Source organism: Klebsiella terrigena (assembly GCF_012029655.1).
Classification (GTDB): Bacteria; Pseudomonadota; Gammaproteobacteria; order Enterobacterales; family Enterobacteriaceae; genus Klebsiella; species Klebsiella terrigena.
The window spans coordinates 5,291,680-5,307,718 of record NZ_CP050508.1; the positions used below are offsets into that span (position 1 = coordinate 5,291,680).

Annotated in this window: 13 protein-coding genes; 9 read left to right on the forward strand and 4 right to left on the reverse strand. The window is 60.5% G+C overall.

The window, feature by feature from the left end:
• Window position 1: 1 nt before the first annotated feature.
• The 7 genes from HCK03_RS24810 to pepE all read left to right on the forward strand — a co-directional run bounded on the left by HCK03_RS24810 (window position 2) and on the right by pepE (window position 5,690).
• Window positions 2–409, forward strand: coding sequence for a mannose/fructose/sorbose PTS transporter subunit IIA (locus tag HCK03_RS24810; RefSeq protein ID WP_041143574.1), 408 nt, complete (start codon window positions 2–4; stop codon window positions 407–409).
• Entirely contained in the window at window positions 409–903 is a 495-nt protein-coding gene (locus HCK03_RS24815) for a PTS sugar transporter subunit IIB (protein WP_041143573.1), read from the forward strand. The genes HCK03_RS24810 and HCK03_RS24815 overlap by 1 nt, the downstream gene beginning before the upstream one ends.
• A gap of 136 nt (window positions 904–1,039) precedes the next feature.
• Window positions 1,040–1,837 (forward strand): PTS mannose/fructose/sorbose transporter subunit IIC, encoded by a 798-nt coding sequence (locus HCK03_RS24820; protein WP_041143572.1) that lies wholly within the window; start codon window positions 1,040–1,042, stop codon window positions 1,835–1,837.
• An 11-nt stretch (window positions 1,838–1,848) separates the two neighbouring features.
• Window positions 1,849–2,673, forward strand: a complete 825-nt coding sequence (locus tag HCK03_RS24825) for a PTS system mannose/fructose/sorbose family transporter subunit IID (protein WP_041143571.1) — start codon at window positions 1,849–1,851, stop codon at window positions 2,671–2,673.
• A gap of 76 nt (window positions 2,674–2,749) precedes the next feature.
• Window positions 2,750–3,979: an L-sorbose 1-phosphate reductase gene (gene sorE / locus HCK03_RS24830; protein WP_141335301.1), complete on the forward strand. Its 1,230-nt coding sequence runs from the start codon at window positions 2,750–2,752 to the stop codon at window positions 3,977–3,979.
• Window positions 3,972–4,784, forward strand: coding sequence for a shikimate 5-dehydrogenase (locus HCK03_RS24835; RefSeq protein ID WP_167692336.1), 813 nt, complete (start codon window positions 3,972–3,974; stop codon window positions 4,782–4,784). Before sorE ends, HCK03_RS24835 begins: the two co-directional genes overlap by 8 nt.
• Before the next feature lie 216 nt (window positions 4,785–5,000).
• Window positions 5,001–5,690 carry a dipeptidase PepE gene (gene pepE / locus HCK03_RS24840; protein ID WP_041143568.1) on the forward strand — a complete coding sequence of 230 codons (690 nt, stop codon included), beginning with the start codon at window positions 5,001–5,003 and terminating at the stop codon, window positions 5,688–5,690.
• Window positions 5,691–5,790: 100 nt separating this feature from the next.
• On the opposite strand, the gene HCK03_RS24845 is transcribed toward pepE, so the two are convergent.
• Together HCK03_RS24845 and metH are read right to left on the reverse strand one after the other, a co-directional pair.
• A complete protein-coding gene (locus HCK03_RS24845; RefSeq protein WP_041143567.1) occupies window positions 5,791–7,422 on the reverse strand; it encodes a Na/Pi cotransporter family protein in 1,632 nt (543 codons plus the stop codon).
• Between the two features lie 232 nt (window positions 7,423–7,654).
• Window positions 7,655–11,338, reverse strand: coding sequence for a methionine synthase (gene metH, locus HCK03_RS24850; RefSeq protein WP_041143566.1), 3,684 nt, complete (start codon window positions 11,336–11,338; stop codon window positions 7,655–7,657).
• A 309-nt stretch (window positions 11,339–11,647) separates the two neighbouring features.
• On the opposite strand from metH, the gene iclR reads away from it, so the two are divergent.
• Both iclR and HCK03_RS24860 read left to right on the forward strand, forming a co-directional pair.
• Entirely contained in the window at window positions 11,648–12,475 is an 828-nt protein-coding gene (gene iclR / locus HCK03_RS24855; protein ID WP_041143565.1) for a glyoxylate bypass operon transcriptional repressor IclR, read from the forward strand.
• A 1-nt stretch (window position 12,476) separates the two neighbouring features.
• Window positions 12,477–12,905 carry an ASCH domain-containing protein gene (locus tag HCK03_RS24860; protein ID WP_041143564.1) on the forward strand — a complete coding sequence of 143 codons (429 nt, stop codon included), beginning with the start codon at window positions 12,477–12,479 and terminating at the stop codon, window positions 12,903–12,905.
• A 33-nt stretch (window positions 12,906–12,938) separates the two neighbouring features.
• On the opposite strand, the gene aceK is transcribed toward HCK03_RS24860, so the two are convergent.
• On the reverse strand, window positions 12,939–14,681 hold the full coding sequence (gene aceK / locus HCK03_RS24865) for a bifunctional isocitrate dehydrogenase kinase/phosphatase (protein ID WP_041143563.1): 1,743 nt from the start codon (window positions 14,679–14,681) through the stop codon (window positions 12,939–12,941).
• A gap of 50 nt (window positions 14,682–14,731) precedes the next feature.
• Window positions 14,732–16,036, reverse strand: coding sequence for an isocitrate lyase (gene aceA, locus HCK03_RS24870; RefSeq protein WP_041143562.1), 1,305 nt, complete (start codon window positions 16,034–16,036; stop codon window positions 14,732–14,734).
• Window positions 16,037–16,039 lie beyond the last annotated feature (3 nt).

The following is a 16,039-nucleotide window of genomic DNA, read 5'->3' on the forward strand; positions in this document are numbered from 1 at the left end:
TATGGTCAACGCTATTTTCTGCGCTCACGGCCAGCTTGCCTGCGCCATGCTGGACTCCGTTCGTATGGTCTATGGCGACGTCAACGTCAGCGCGGTGGAGTTTGTCCCGGGAGAAAATGCCGGCGACATCGCCGCTAAGCTGGAAGAGTTAGTAAGTACTCACAGCAATGATGAGTGGCTGATTGCCGTCGATTTACAGTGCGGCAGCCCCTGGAATGCCGCCGCAGGGCTGGCGATGAAAAACCCGCAGCTGCGGGTGATCAGCGGCCTCTCTTTGCCGCTGGCGCTGGAGCTGGTGGATAACCAGCAGGCCATGACCGCCGACGCCCTGTGCGACCATTTGACCGCGATTGCCAGCCAGTGCTGCGTGGTCTGGCGGCTCCCGCAAACCGTTGAGGAGGATTTCTGATGAACATCACGCTCGCCCGCATCGATGACCGGCTGATCCACGGCCAGGTGACCACCGTCTGGTCCAAAGTGGCCAACGCTCAGCGCATTATTATCTGCAACGACGATGTTTATAACGACGAGGTGCGCCGGACCCTGCTCCGCCAAGCCGCGCCGCCGGGGATGAAAGTCAACGTCGTGAATCTCGAAAAAGCGGTTGCCGTTTATCATAATCCGCAATATCAAAATGAATCCGTTTTTTATTTATTTACTAATCCGCAAGACGTTTTAACGATGGTGCAGCAGGGGGTCAAAATAGCCACGCTAAATATCGGCGGCATGGCCTGGCGACCGGGCAAGAAACAGCTCACCAAAGCCGTTTCATTAGATCAAACGGATATTGACGCATTTCGCCAACTGGACCAGCTCGGCGTTATTCTGGATTTACGCGTGGTGGCCTCCGATCCATCCATTAATATTCTCGACAAGCTCGCTCAGCAGTCCGTTACAGAATAAAGAACGCCTGTTTACTATCCGTCCGGGGTGCAGGCATTGCGGCGAAAATAAATACCTCGCCGTCAGCATAAATAACCACGTGACTGGTATATGTGCCGTAACAGGCAGGGTTCCCTACACTTTAAAGGTTATAATTATGGAAATTAGTACCCTACAAATAATAGCCATATTTATTTTTTCCTGTATTGCCGGAATGGGCAGCGTGCTGGATGAATTCCAGACCCACCGCCCGTTAATTGCCTGTACGGTGATTGGGCTGATTCTCGGTGATTTAAAAACCGGAATTATGCTCGGCGGCACGCTGGAGCTGATTGCCCTCGGCTGGATGAACGTCGGCGCGGCACAGTCTCCGGATTCAGCCCTGGCCAGCATCATTTCGGCCATTTTAGTCATCGTCGGCCAGCAAAGCATCGCGACCGGTATCGCCATCGCTCTGCCGGTTGCCGCAGCCGGACAGGTGCTGACCGTCTTTGCTCGCACCATCACGGTGGTCTTCCAGCACGCGGCGGATAAAGCCGCCGAAGAGGCCCGCTTTCGCACCATCGATCTGCTGCACGTCTCGGCGCTCGGCGTGCAGGCACTGCGCGTCGCCATCCCGGCGCTGGTGGTGTCGCTGTTCGTCAGCGCCGATATGGTCAGCAGCATGCTGAATGCGATCCCGGAATTCGTGACCCGCGGCCTGCAAATTGCCGGCGGTTTCATCGTCGTGGTTGGCTACGCCATGGTCCTGCGCATGATGGGCGTGAAGTATCTGATGCCCTTCTTTTTCCTTGGTTTTCTTGCCGGCGGCTACCTCAACTTTAGCCTGCTGGCCTTCGGCGGCGTGGGAGTCATCATCGCGCTGATCTATATCCAGCTCAATCCGCAGTGGCGCAAGCCTGAACCCCAGGCGAGCGCCGCCTCTTCCACCGCCCTTGACCAACTTGACGACTAATGGAGCCAACCATGGAACAGAAAAAACTCACGCAAGGCGACCTGGTTAGCATGTTTCTGCGCTCCAACCTGCAGCAGGCCTCTTTTAACTTCGAACGTATTCATGGCCTGGGATTTTGCTACGACATGATCCCGGCGATCAAACGCCTCTACCCGCTGAAGGAGGATCAGGTTGCGGCCCTCAAGCGCCACCTGGTGTTCTTCAATACCACCCCCGCGGTTTGCGGCCCGGTGCTGGGCGTCACCGCCGCGATGGAAGAGGCGCGCGCCAACGGCGCGGCGATAGACGACGGCGCGATTAACGGCATCAAGGTCGGGCTGATGGGGCCGCTGGCGGGGGTCGGCGACCCGCTGGTGTGGGGAACCCTGCGCCCGATTACCGCCGCGCTCGGCGCCTCGCTGGCGCTCTCCGGAAATATTCTTGGCCCGCTACTGTTCTTCTTTATTTTCAACGCGGTACGTCTGGCCATGAAGTGGTACGGGCTGCAGCTTGGCTTTCGCAAAGGGGTCAATATCGTCAGCGATATGGGCGGCAACCTGCTGCAAAAACTCACCGAAGGCGCCTCAATCCTCGGCCTGTTTGTGATGGGCGTGCTGGTGACGAAGTGGACCACCATCAACGTACCGCTGGTGGTCTCCCAAACTCCGGGCGCTGACGGCGCCACCGTCACCATGACCGTGCAGAACATCCTCGACCAGCTTTGCCCTGGTCTGCTGGCCCTGGGGCTGACGCTGCTGATGGTGCGCCTGCTCAATAAGAAGGTGAACCCGGTCTGGCTCATTTTCGCCCTGTTCGGCCTCGGGATTATCGGTAACGCGCTGGGCTTCCTGTCCTAATCTTTCGCCCCGGCGCTGCCGTCGGGGCGACTTCAATAAACTAACCCCGCAAGAGTAAGGGGATGAGGTGGTAAACATGAAAACTACGGCTCTACGTCTGTATGGCAAACGCGATCTGCGCCTGGAAACTTTCGAACTCCCGGCGATGGGGGATGATGAAATTCTCGCCCGGGTGGTCACCGACAGCCTGTGCCTCTCCTCATGGAAAGAGGCCAATCAGGGTGAGGATCACAAAAAGGTCCCGGACGACGTTGCGCTCAATCCGATCGTCATCGGGCATGAGTTTTGCGGCGAAATCCTCGCGGTCGGCAAAAAGTGGCAGCACAAATTCCACCCCGGCCAGCGCTACGTGATTCAGGCCAACCTGCAGCTGCCGGATCGCCCGGATTGTCCCGGCTACTCGTTCCCGTGGATCGGCGGCGAAGCCACCCACGTGGTGATCCCCGACGAGGTGATGACCCAGGACTGCCTGCTCCCCTGGGAGGGCGATACCTGGTTTGAAGGCTCGCTGGTTGAGCCGCTCTCCTGCGTTATTGGCGCCTTCAACGCCAACTATCACCTGCAGGAAGGCACCTATAACCATACGATGGGCATCCGGCCGCAGGGGCGCACGCTGATCCTCGGCGGCACCGGCCCGATGGGCCTGCTGGCCATTGACTATGCCCTGCACGGCCCGATCAACCCCTCTCTGCTGGTGGTCACCGACACCAATAAGCCCAAGCTGAGCTACGCCCGTCGGCACTATCCTTCAGAGCCGCAAACCCTGATCCACTACCTCGACGGCCATGACGCCAGCCGGGAGACGCTGATGGCGCTGACCGGCGGCCACGGGTTTGACGATATTTTCGTTTTCGTGCCGAAAGAGGAGCTGATTACCCTGGCCTCTTCGCTGCTGGCCGCCGACGGCTGCCTGAACTTCTTCGCCGGCCCGCAGGATAAACAGTTTAGCGCGCCGGTTAACTTTTACGACGTCCACTACGCCTTTACCCACTACGTCGGCACCTCCGGGGGCAACACTGACGATATGCGCGCCGCCGTGGCGCTGATGCAGGAGAAAAAGGTGCAGGCGGCGAAGGTGGTAACCCATATTCTTGGGCTCAACGCTGCGGGCGAAACCACCCTCGATTTACCGGCCGTCGGCGGCGGCAAGAAGCTGGTTTATACCGGAAAATCGATCCCGCTGACGCCGCTGGGCAGCATTGCCGATCCGGCGCTGGCGGCAATTATGGCGCGCCATCACGGGATCTGGTCCGGCGAAGCCGAGCAGTATCTGCTGGCCCACGCGGAGGAGATTACCCATGATTAATCGCGACACTCAGCTCTGCATGTCGCTGGCCAGCCGCCCGGGCAACTTCGGCACCCGTTTTCATAACTATCTCTATGAAAAGCTGGGGCTAAACTACATCTACAAAGCCTTTACGACGCAGGATATTGCGGCGGCGGTACAAGGCGTTCGGGCGTTGGGCATTCGCGGCTGCGCGGTATCCATGCCGTTCAAAGAGAGCTGCATGCCGTTTCTCGACGCTATCGACCCTTCTGCAAAGGTGATTGATTCAGTCAATACCATCGTCAACGATAGCGGCAGGCTGACCGGCCTCAACACCGACTATATCGCGGTGAAAAGCCTGATCGACAGCCACAGTCTGGCGCCCGCGGCGAAGGTGATGATTCAGGGCAGCGGCGGCATGGCGAAGGCGGTCATCGCCGCGTTTCGCGACGCTGGCTTCCGCGATGTCATTATCGCCGCCCGCAATCGCGATAGCGGCCTGGCGCTGGCAAAACAGTACGGCTTCCAGTGGCAGCCGCAGCCTGAGGGGATCGCGGCGGCTATCCTGGTTAACGTCACCCCTCTCGGCATGGCGGGCGGAGAGTACGCCGGGACGCTGGCCTTCAGCCAGGCCATGGTTGAGGGTGCCGACGTGGTGTTCGACGTGGTGGCCCTGCCGCCGGAGACGCCGCTGATCCGCCTGGCGCAGCGGCTGGATAAACGCACCATCAGCGGCGCGGAGGTGATTGCCCTGCAGGCGGTAGAGCAGTTTGCGCTGTACACCGGCGTGCGCCCGGACGAGGCGCTGGTTAACGAAGCGGCGGCGTTTGCCCGCGCGGGCTAAACGCCCGGGTCGTAATGCGCAGGTTGCGGCAGCGTGGCGTGCCGCAACCTGACAACATCGTGAGCCACGTCAGCGAGCACAGGCGCAAGCAGTGGTAGGATCGCCAGCCGACTTTGTCATTATGACCAGACCATAGACGTTCAGGCGCAGCGGCGCGTTTTGCGGCTCCGCCACCGCGCAAACGGCCTGAATGACGGTGGTTATCACGGAGAAAAGATGGAACTACTGCTACTGAGTAACTCGACCCTGCCCGGCAAGGCATGGCTGGAACACGCGCTGCCGGTCATTTCCGGGCAGCTGAACGGCCGCCGTTCGGCGGTGTTTATCCCTTTCGCCGGCGTCACGCAGACCTGGGATGATTACACGGCAAAAACCGCCGCGGTCTTTGCTCCTCTGGGCGTGAGCGTCACGGGCATTCACAGCGTCGCGGATCCCGTCGCGGCGATTGAGACCGCCGACGTTGTCATCGTCGGCGGCGGTAATACCTTCCAGCTGCTCAAAGAGTGCCGCACGCGCGGCCTGCTGGCGCCAATCGTTGACGTGGTCAGGCGCGGCGCGCTGTATATCGGCTGGAGCGCCGGCGCCAATCTCGCCTGCCCGACCATCCGCACCACTAACGATATGCCGATCGTTGACCCGCAGGGGTTTGACGCCCTGGGGCTGTTCCCGCTGCAGATTAACCCCCACTTCACCAACGCCCTGCCGGAAGGACATAAAGGCGAAACCCGCGAGCAGCGGATCCGCGAGCTGCTGGTGGTGGCGCCGGAGCTGGTGATTATCGGTTTACCGGAAGGAAACTGGATTCAGGTCGCGCAGGGACACGCCACCCTCGGCGGCCCGAACCCAACGCTGGTGTTTACTGCTGGAAAAGAAGCGGTTCCTGTCGCCGCCGGCCACCGGTTTTAACTACCTTCCTCCTCTCCCCGCCGGGGAGAGTCGCAGGCCCGGTTAACGCAGCGCCTGCGGGTTTTCCCCGAGGCGCTGCGGCCGACAGCGGCCTTAGCGCTTAATAATCATCCCGCTCGTCATCTTCGTCCGGCTGCTCCATCACGCTGTAGGCGACCGAACAGAATAGCGAGTTGAGACGCTTCATATCGCCCAGCAGCCCCAGATGCAGGGAGCTGGTTTCAATGCTCTGCACGTTCTGCTGGTGCAGGCGATCGACGTGCGCGTGCGCGTAGCGGCGGTTCATGATGCGGAAACGGTGCTTGTTGCGGCGCAGGCGCCGGGCGCTCGGGACGTCGCCGGAGAAGAAGACCGACATCGCCAGCTGGAGGTTGCTCAGCAGCTGATCGTACAGGCCGTCGAGCTCCTTCAACCCTTCAACGGAGAAGGCCCGCCGCGCGGCCAGCGATTTATCGGCAATTTCGCTGCCCATTCTCTCGACGATATCGGAAGCCTGCTCGAGGTTGAGCGCCATTTCGATAATCTCCGCCCAGCGGCGAGACTCCTCTTCGGCGAGCTCATCTTTCGGCATCCGCGCCAGATAGAGCTTGATGGCGGTATAAAGCACGTTGATATCGTCCGCCATTCTGCGCAGCCCCTTCTCCTCCCGCGGCTCGCCGTGCATCACCTTGCGCAGGCCGTCCAGCATCTGCTCCATGGCGTCGCCAATGCGCAGCGTCTCGCGAGCGGCGTTGGCCAGCGCCAGGGCCGGCGTATCCAGCGCCGAGGTATCCAGATGCTTCGGTTTCAGGTGCAGGTCCTGCTCAGGCTCTTCCTGAATCAGACGCCTGCAGAGCCGGGCCATCGGCTCGGCGAACGGCACCATCGCCACGCAGCGGATCAGGTTGTAGAAGACGTGGAAGTAAATCACCAGCTCCGCTTCCGGCAAAGGCAGCTTGTGCATCGCATCCGCCAGCAGGTGGACAAACGGCAGAATAATCAGGCTGCCCACCAGCTTAAACAGCAGGCTGCCCAGCGCGACGCGGCGCGCGGCGGCGTTGGCGGCGCTGTTGTTGATCATCGCCAGGATCCCGGAACCGAGGTTCGCGCCGATAACCAGGCACAGCGCGACCGGGAACGAAATCACGCCGGTGGAGGTGAGCGTGGCGGTTAGCAGCACCGCCGCGAGGCTGGAGTAGCTCACTATCGCGAACATGGCGCCAATCAGCGCATCCAGCATGATATCGCCGGTCAGCGACGCGAATATCACCTGCACGCCGTTGGCCTGGGTGATGGGATGCACCGCCTGCACGATCAGCTCCAGCGCCAGTAAAATCAGCCCCAGCCCGATACCGACCCGCCCCAGCTGGCCCGCGCGGGTCTGCTTGCGGCCAAGGAAGAAAATCACGCCGATAAATATCAGCAGCGGCGAGAGCCAAGAGAGGTCAAAGGTCAGCACCCTCGCCATCAGCGCGGTCCCCACGTCGGCGCCCAGCACAATCACCAGCGCCGGGGCCAGCGCGACCAGGTCCTGGGCGACAAACGAGGTAACCAGCATGGTGGTAGCGTTGCTGCTCTGGACCAGAGCCGTAACGCCAATACCGGCGCAGAAGGCGAGCGGTTTTTTCTCGACGCTACTGCTGAGAACGGAACGCAGGCGTGCGCCATAGACGCGCATCACGCCGGTACGAACGATATGGGTGCCCCAAACCAGCAGGGCGACGGCAGAAAGCAGGTGCAGCAGAGTTAACACGGATTCTTGTTCTCCTTATTACCCGACGGATAAATGCGGATAGCCCCGTCGGGAATTCCCCCGGCGGCGCTACGCTTAGCCGGGCTACATCGCCCAGAGCAATCCCGGTCAGTGCAGATTGCCCTGAATCAATACTCCAGTATAAGGGTTTAGCCGCAATAAAGAGACAGGGCGCCTTTTGGGCGCCCGCTAAGTTGTAAGTGAAGATAACCGATTTGCGACAGGCCGCAGGCTAGTCCGCGTCGTAGCCCAGGTTCGGCGCCAGCCAGCGCTCAACTTCGCCAGGGGTCATTCCTTTGCGCAGCGCGTAATCCTCAACCTGATCGCGCTGGATCTGCGCCACCGCGTAGTACTTGCTGTCCGGATGGCTGAAGTACCAGCCGGAGACCGAGGCGCCCGGCCACATGGCGAACGATTCGGTCAGCTTCATGCCGGTATGCGCCTCCACGTCCAGCAGCTCCCAGATCACGGCTTTTTCGGTATGCTCCGGGCAGGCCGGATAGCCCGGCGCCGGACGAATCCCCTGATAGTTCTCGCGGATCAGCTCCTCGTTGCTCAGATTCTCGTTCGCGGCATAGCCCCAGTAAACCTTACGCACCCGCTCATGCAGATATTCCGCAAACGCTTCGGCCAGACGGTCGGCGATCGCTTTGACCATGATTTTATTGTAATCATCGTGCTGAGCGTCAAAGGCCTCGGCCAGCGCGTCCTCCTCCAGCCCGCCGGTTACCGCGAACGCGCCAAGATAGTCGGCCTTGCCGCTCAGCTTCGGCGCGACAAAATCGGCGAGGCAGTAGTTGGCAAATCCGACCTTCTCAGTCTGCTGGCGCAGGTGATGGCTGACGGTCAGAACATGGGTGCGCGTCTCGTCACGGTAGATTTCGATGTCGTCGCCCACGCGGTTAGCCGGGAATAATCCCACCACCCCGCGCGGGTTCAGCGACTTCTCGGCGCTCAGCTTATCCAGCAGGTCGTTGGCATCTTTAAACAGCCGCTGCGCCTCTTCACCCACCACTTCGTCCTCGAGGATGCGCGGGTATTTCCCGGCCAGCGACCAGGTCATAAAGAACGGCGTCCAGTCGATATAGTTACGCAGCGTTTCGATGCTGGCTTCGACCTCCTGCACGCCGAGGCGATGGGCCACCGGCGGCGTATAGCTCTCCCAGTCAAACGCCAGGTCGTTATCCCGGGCGGCCTCCAGAGTGACCGGCGGAGTGCGCGGCTTCTTGCGCGCATGCTGGATACGCACGGTTTCGTACTCTTTGCGCGTGCGGGCAACGAAGTCATCGCGCTGGGTATCGGAAAGCAGCGCCGCCACGACGCCAACGGTACGCGAGGCGTTCTGCACGTAGACCGTCGGGCCGCTGTAGTTCTGCTCGATTTTTACCGCCGTATGCGCTTTGGAGGTGGTCGCGCCGCCAATCAGCAGCGGCAGGGTAAAGCCCTGGCGCTCCATCTCTTTTGCGACGTTAACCATTTCATCCAGCGACGGGGTAATCAGCCCGGAGAGGCCAATCAGGTCGGCGTTGACCTCGCGCGCGGTTCGGAGGATTTTTTCTGCCGGAACCATCACGCCAAGATCGATGATTTCGTAGTTATTACACTGCAGCACCACGCCGACGATGTTTTTACCGATGTCGTGCACATCGCCTTTGACGGTGGCGATCACCATCTTGCCGTTGCTGGAACCCTTCTCTTTGCTGGCCTCAATATAGGGCTCAAGGTAGGCCACCGCCTGCTTCATCACGCGGGCCGATTTCACCACCTGCGGGAGGAACATTTTGCCCTCGCCGAACAGGTCGCCCACTACGTTCATGCCGTCCATCAGCGGGCCTTCAATCACCTCGATAGGGCGGGTCGACTGCTGACGCGCCTCTTCGGTGTCCAGCTCGATAAATTCGGTGATCCCTTTCACCAGCGAGTATTCAAGACGCTTTTTAACGTCCCAGCTGCGCCATTCCGCCTGCTGGGCGTTGGCGGAGTCGTCCGTTTTGCTGCCGCGATATTTTTCCGCCAGCTCCAGCAGGCGATCGGTGCCCTCGGCGTGACGGTTGAGGATCACGTCTTCGACGGCATCGCGCAGCTCGGCGGGCAGGTCGTCATAAATCGCCAGCTGCCCGGCGTTCACAATCCCCATGTCCATGCCGTTACGAATGGCGTAGTACAGGAAGACGGCGTGAATCGCCTCGCGGACCGGATCGTTGCCGCGGAAGGAGAACGAGACGTTGGAGACGCCGCCGGAAATCAGCGCATGCGGCAGCTCGCGTTTGATATCTTCACAGGCGCCGATAAAGTCCTGCGCATAGTTGTTGTGCTCTTCAATGCCGGTCGCCACTGCGAAGATATTGGGGTCGAAGATAATATCTTCCGGCGGGAAGCCCACCTCTTCGGTCAGAATTTTGTACGCCCGGCGGCAAATCTCGATTTTGCGCGCGCGCGTATCGGCCTGGCCCTGCTCGTCGAAGGCCATCACCACCACGGCGGCACCGTAGCGGCGCACTTTTTTAGCGTGATGGATAAACGGCTCGATCCCCTCTTTCATCGAGATAGAGTTGACGATGCCTTTGCCCTGAATGCACTTCAGGCCTTTTTCGATGACTTCCCACTTTGAGGAGTCGATCATGATCGGCACGCGGGCAATATCGGGCTCACCGGCAATCAGGTTGAGGAAACGCACCATCGCCGCTTCCGCGTCGAGCATCCCCTCATCCATGTTGATATCGATAATCTGCGCGCCGCTCTCGACCTGCTGGCGGGCAACATCCAGCGCTTCATTGTATTTTTCTTCTTTAATCAGCCGCTTGAACTTCGCAGAGCCGGTCACGTTGGTCCGTTCGCCGACGTTAACAAACAGGCTGTCGTCGCCGATATTCAGCGGCTCGAGGCCGGCAAGGCGGCAGGCCACCGGGATTTCCGGCAGCGCGCGCGGCGCCAGTCCGGCAACGGCGCGCGACATGGCCGCGATATGCTCCGGCGTGGTGCCGCAGCAGCCGCCGACGATATTCAGGAACCCGGATTCAGCCCATTCGCGAATTTGCGCGGCCATGGTATCGGCATCCAGATCGTATTCACCAAAGGCGTTCGGCAGGCCCGCATTGGGGTGCGCGGTGACGTAGCATTCGGCGATGCGCGAGAGCTCCTGCACGTACTGGCGCAGCTCGTCCGGGCCCAGCGCGCAGTTGAGGCCGAAGGTGAGCGCATCGGCGTGGCGCAGCGAGTTGTAAAAGGCTTCGGTGGTCTGCCCGGAGAGCGTACGGCCGGAGGCATCGGTGATGGTGCCGGAAATCATGATCGGCAGATCGACGCCCAGCGCCTCAAGCTCCTCTTTGACCGCAAAAATTGCCGCTTTGGCGTTCAGGGTGTCGAATACCGTCTCAATCATAATCAGGTCGACGCCCCCTTCCACCAGCGCCTTCGTTGACTCACGGTAGGCTTCCACCAGCCCGTCGAAGGTGATGTTGCGGTAGGCCGGGTCGTTGACGTCAGGAGAGATGGAGGCGGTGCGGTTAGTCGGCCCGAGGACCCCCGCGACGTAGCGCGGCTTTTCCGGCGTGCGGGCGGTCCACTCGTCGGCGCTGGCGCGCGCCAGCTGTGCCGCGACAAAGTTGATTTCCGCCGACAGGGATTCCATCTGGTAATCCGCCATCGCGATAGTCGTCGAGTTAAAGGTGTTGGTCTCAATGATGTCCGCGCCGGCCTCGAAATAGGCGTCGTGAATGGCGCGGATCACGTCCGGCTTGCTGAGCACCAGCAGGTCGTTATTGCCTTTCAGGTCGCAAGGCCAGTCGGCAAAGCGCGCGCCGCGGAACTCTTCTTCACTCAGACGATAGCCCTGGATCATGGTGCCCATGCCCCCATCCAGAACCAAAATACGTTTTTTTAACTGCTGATGCAGTTGCTCAACTTTGCTGCTCACACTCGCTCCCGACAACGCTCAACCAGACCCCAGAAATACACAAAATCATTCAAGCTGGGTCAGGGCGGCAAGCCAGCCCCAGGCGCTTAGACAAGCAGGTAACCGGGGATGAGTCAGAGCAGCCAACGCAGAAGCAGTTTGAAGGATGAAGTGTCCGTCCATACTGGCATAAACCACAGGGTCGGGAAAGAGAGCGGCGGGCAATATGAGACATGTTCAGCTTCACTCATCCGATCAGTCGGGTTGTGATTGCAAAATGGGCAAATAAAACGAAAACTATTTCCACGATACAGAAAAAAGGAATCTGCGATGGCCACTCCCGTTCCCGCAAAGCGCGGCAGAAAACCCGCGACTCCCGCCGCCCCTCAGGCCAGCGGGCAAGTTCAGTCGCTTACCCGTGGGCTAAAATTACTCGAATGGATTTCTGAATCGCACGGCAGCGTCGCGTTAACCGAGCTGGCGCAGCAGGCCGGCCTGCCGAACTCGACAACCCACCGCCTGCTGACAACCATGCAGCAGCTGGGCTTCGTGCGCCAGGTGGGCGATCTCGGGCACTGGTCCGTCGGCGCCCACGCCTTTGTGGTCGGCAGCAGCTTTCTGCAAAGCCGCAACCTGCTGGCCATCGTGCACCCCATTCTGCGCCAGCTGATGGAGGACTCCGGCGAAACGGTCAACCTGGCGGTGCTGGATCAGGGCGACCACCAGGCGATTATCATCGACCAGGTGCAGTGTACGCAGCTGATGCGCATGTCGGCGCCGATTGGCGGCAAGCTGCCGATGCACGCCTCCGGAGCGGGTAAAGCCTTCCTGTCGCAGCTAAGCGAAGAGCAGGTCACCGGCCTTCTGCACCGCAAAGGCCTGCACGCCTACACTCACGCCACCCTGGTATCGCCGCTGCATCTGAAAGAGGACCTGGCCCAGACGCGCAAGCGCGGCTATTCGTTCGACGACGAAGAGCATGCCCTGGGCCTGCGCTGCGTCGCGTCCTGCATCTATGACGAACACCGCGAGCCGTTTGCCGCGATCTCCATCTCCGGGCCTATCTCGCGGATGACCGACGATCGCGTCACCGAGCTCGGCGCGCTGGCAATTAAGGCCGCCAAAGAGGTGACCCTGGCCTACGGCGGGGTGCGCTGAGATGAGCGATCTGCAGGCCCTCTGGCAGCAGCGCTACCCCGGCGCCTTCTGCTGGTCATTTGGCGACTCCCCCGCGCTGGCCGACGAGCTGGTGGCGCTGGTTATCGCCGGGAAAAAGCGCGGCACCTGCGGCTCGCTTGCCAGCTATCGGCAGGAAAATCCGCCGGTGACTCCGGGCTCGTTTCACATCGTGCTCAACGGCGCGGGCGAGCCGGCGTGCGTCATCCGCACCCTGGCGCTCAGAATTATTCGCTTTAATGAGATGACCGCGGATCTTGCCGCGCTGGAGGGTGAAGGCGATTTGAGCCTGGGCTACTGGCAGCAGGCTCACCGGGCCTTCTTCGAACGTGAAGGGAGCTGGTCACCGGAGATGGAGCTGGTTTACGAAGAGTTCGCGCTGATCGACGTCGCCGATGCGCTATCGTCCTGAGCCGCGACCCCGCGGCTCGCATCGGCTTTTCGCTTAGCCCGCCTGCTGCATCGCGCCGTAACGCACGCAAAAACGCTGGCGACGGCGGTAGGCGTAGACATCCTCCACGTGGCCGTTGCGGATGCGCGTCTGCAGCTCGCGCCAGTAGTCGGCCCGCAGCAGATCGGCGTGCATCTCCTCGAGCAGCGGCCCGATACGCGGGTCCGCGCAGAGCCAGTGGCGGAACTCTTCCGGGAAAACGTCCCCCGGCGACACGCTGTACCACGGCTCGCTCGCCAGCTCATCTTCCGGATAGCGCGGCGGCGGGATCTCGCGGAAATTAACCTCCGTCATGTAGCAAATCTCATCGTAATCGTAGAACACCACCCGGCCATGGCGGGTCACGCCGAAGTTTTTGAACAGCATGTCGCCGGGGAAAATATTGGCGGCGGCCAGCTGGCGAATAGCGTTGCCGTACTCCTCGACCGCATCGCGCAGCGCCTGGCCGTCGACCTGCTCCAGCCAGATATTCAACGGCACCATCCGCCGCTCGATATAGAGATGGCTGATGGCAATCCGATCCCCGAGGTCGGTAATTTTAGCCCCGGCTTCCGACTGCAGCAGCGCCATCAGCTGCGGTGCGATTTGCCGCTTATCCAGCACGAAGTTTTCAAACTCCTGGGTATCGGCCATTCGCCCGACGCGGTCGTGCTCTTTAACCAGCTGATAGCAGGCGCGGACGTGGGCGGCGGTCATCTCCTTTTGCGGCGCAAAACGGTCCTTGATGATCTTAAATACCCGGTCGAAGCCCGGCAGAGTAAAGACCAGCATCACCATGCCGCGGATGCCGGGCGCCTCGATAAACTGCTCGTCGCTGCGAGCAATATAGTGCAGGTATTCACGGTAGCTTTCCGTTTTTGCGTGCTTCTGGCAGCCAATCGCCATGTACAGCTCGGCGGTGGTTTTCCCCGGCAGGATCTCGCGCAGCCACTCGACCAGCGCACCGGGCAGCGGGGCGTAAACCATAAAATAGGAGCGCGCAAAGCCAAAGACGATGCTCGCCTCTGCGTGGGTGGTTAGACAGGCATCAATAAACAGCTCGCCTTCATCGCTGCGATGGACGGGCAGCAAAAAGGGCAGCGTTGCCACCGGCGTCACCAGTTTGCCTACCAGCCAGGCCGCCTTATTGCGATAAAAAAGTTCGTTGGCTATTTGCAGATGAGAGCGGGAGAGCATCTCGCTGCCGAGTGCCTCCACCAGGCTGGCCGTGATATAGCCGATATCCCGCGCCTTGTTTTGCCACGCCAGCCGCAGGGGGAGATCGGAGAGTACCTTGCTTAATAGCGTTTCCCAGCCGCGCTCGGGGAAAAACGTTTTCGCCAGCGGACGGGGAATTGAGCGGAAGCTGCGCTCCGGCTGCGAGCTGAAAATAAAAAGCCGCTCGGGAGTCAGCGAGCGGTGGTCAAACAACCGGCAATAGACGGAATTGAAGAAGCTCTCCGCAATTTCGAAGCGAGGGTAGTCCGGTAGCAAACGGGTGTAGTGCTCTTTCACCCGCAGTAAAAAATCGGCGTCGGTACTTTTGCCGTCAGTAATGCAGCGCAGCTGCTCAACCACCAGGCCGACGTGATGGTCGTAGAGGTGGATACGCTGCTTCATCGCCTGCTGTACCGCGTGCCAGTCGGCGTGCTCAAAGCGCTGCTGCGCGCCCGAGGTCACTTCAAGAAAACGGCCATACTGGGCGTCAAAGCCCTGCAAAATAGTCTGTGCAATCAGTAGTTCCAGGCCACGCGTCATACCTTCCCCCTCACCCAGCCCTCTCCCCGGCAGGGAGAGGGGGAAAACAGTCAGAACTGCTCTTCTTCCGTTGAACCTGTCAGCGCGGTGACTGAGGAAGCGCCGCCCTGGATAATAGTGGTCACCTTATCGAAGTAGCCGGTGCCCACCTCCTGCTGGTGGGAAACGAAGGTGTATCCCTCCGCTGCGGCGGCAAACTCCGGCTGCTGCACCTTCTCAACGTAGTGCTTCATCCCTTCACCCTGCGCATAGGAGCGGGCGAGGTCGAACATGTTGAACCACATGCTGTGGATACCCGCCAGGGTAATGAACTGATATTTGTAGCCCATGTCGGAGAGCGCCTGCTGGAAGCGAGCGATGGTCGCGTCATCGAGGTTTTTCTTCCAGTTAAACGACGGCGAGCAGTTGTAGGCCAGCAGCTTGCCCGGGAAGCGGGCGTGAATAGCATCCGCAAAGCGCTTAGCCTGCTCAAGATCCGGCTTAGACGTTTCGCACCACACGAGGTCAGCGTACGGCGCATAGGCCAGGCCGCGGCTAATCGCCTGCTCAATGCCGGCATGAGTGCGGAAAAAACCTTCATTGGTGCGATCGCCAGTAATAAACTCACGATCGTACGGATCGCAGTCAGAGGTGATCAGATCCGCAGCATCGGCGTCAGTACGGGCGATGACCAGCGTCGGTACGCCCATGACGTCGGCCGCCAGGCGAGCGGCCACCAGTTTCTGGATAGCCTCCTGCGTCGGAACCAGCACCTTGCCGCCCATATGGCCGCATTTTTTCACCGATGCGAGCTGATCTTCAAAGTGAACCGCCGCTGCACCGGCCTCAATCATCGATTTCATCAGCTCAAACGCATTCAGCACGCCGCCGAAGCCGGCTTCAGCATCCGCCACGATCGGCAGGAAATAGTCGGTATAGCGCGGATCGTCGGATTCAATGCCGGTAGACCACTGGATCTGATCGGCGCGACGGAAGGTGTTGTTGATCCGATCGACCACCGCCGGCACCGAGTTCGCCGGGTACAGCGATTGATCCGGATACATGCTGGAAGCCAGGTTGGCATCCGCCGCGACCTGCCAGCCGGAGAGATAAATCGCCTCGATCCCCGCCTTCGCCTGCTGCAGCGCCTGCCCGCCGGTCAGCGCGCCAAGGCTGTTGATATAGCCCTTTTTCGAGCCGCCGTGCAGCAGCCGCCACATTTTGGCCGCGCCAAGCTGCGCCAGGGTACATTCCGGGTTGACCGAACCGCGTAATTTCACCACTTCTTCTGCGCTATACGGGCGGGTGATGCCTTCCCAACGCGGCTGTGTCCACTCTTTGTTTAATTCTTCGATTTGCTGGGTACGAGTTTTCATGTG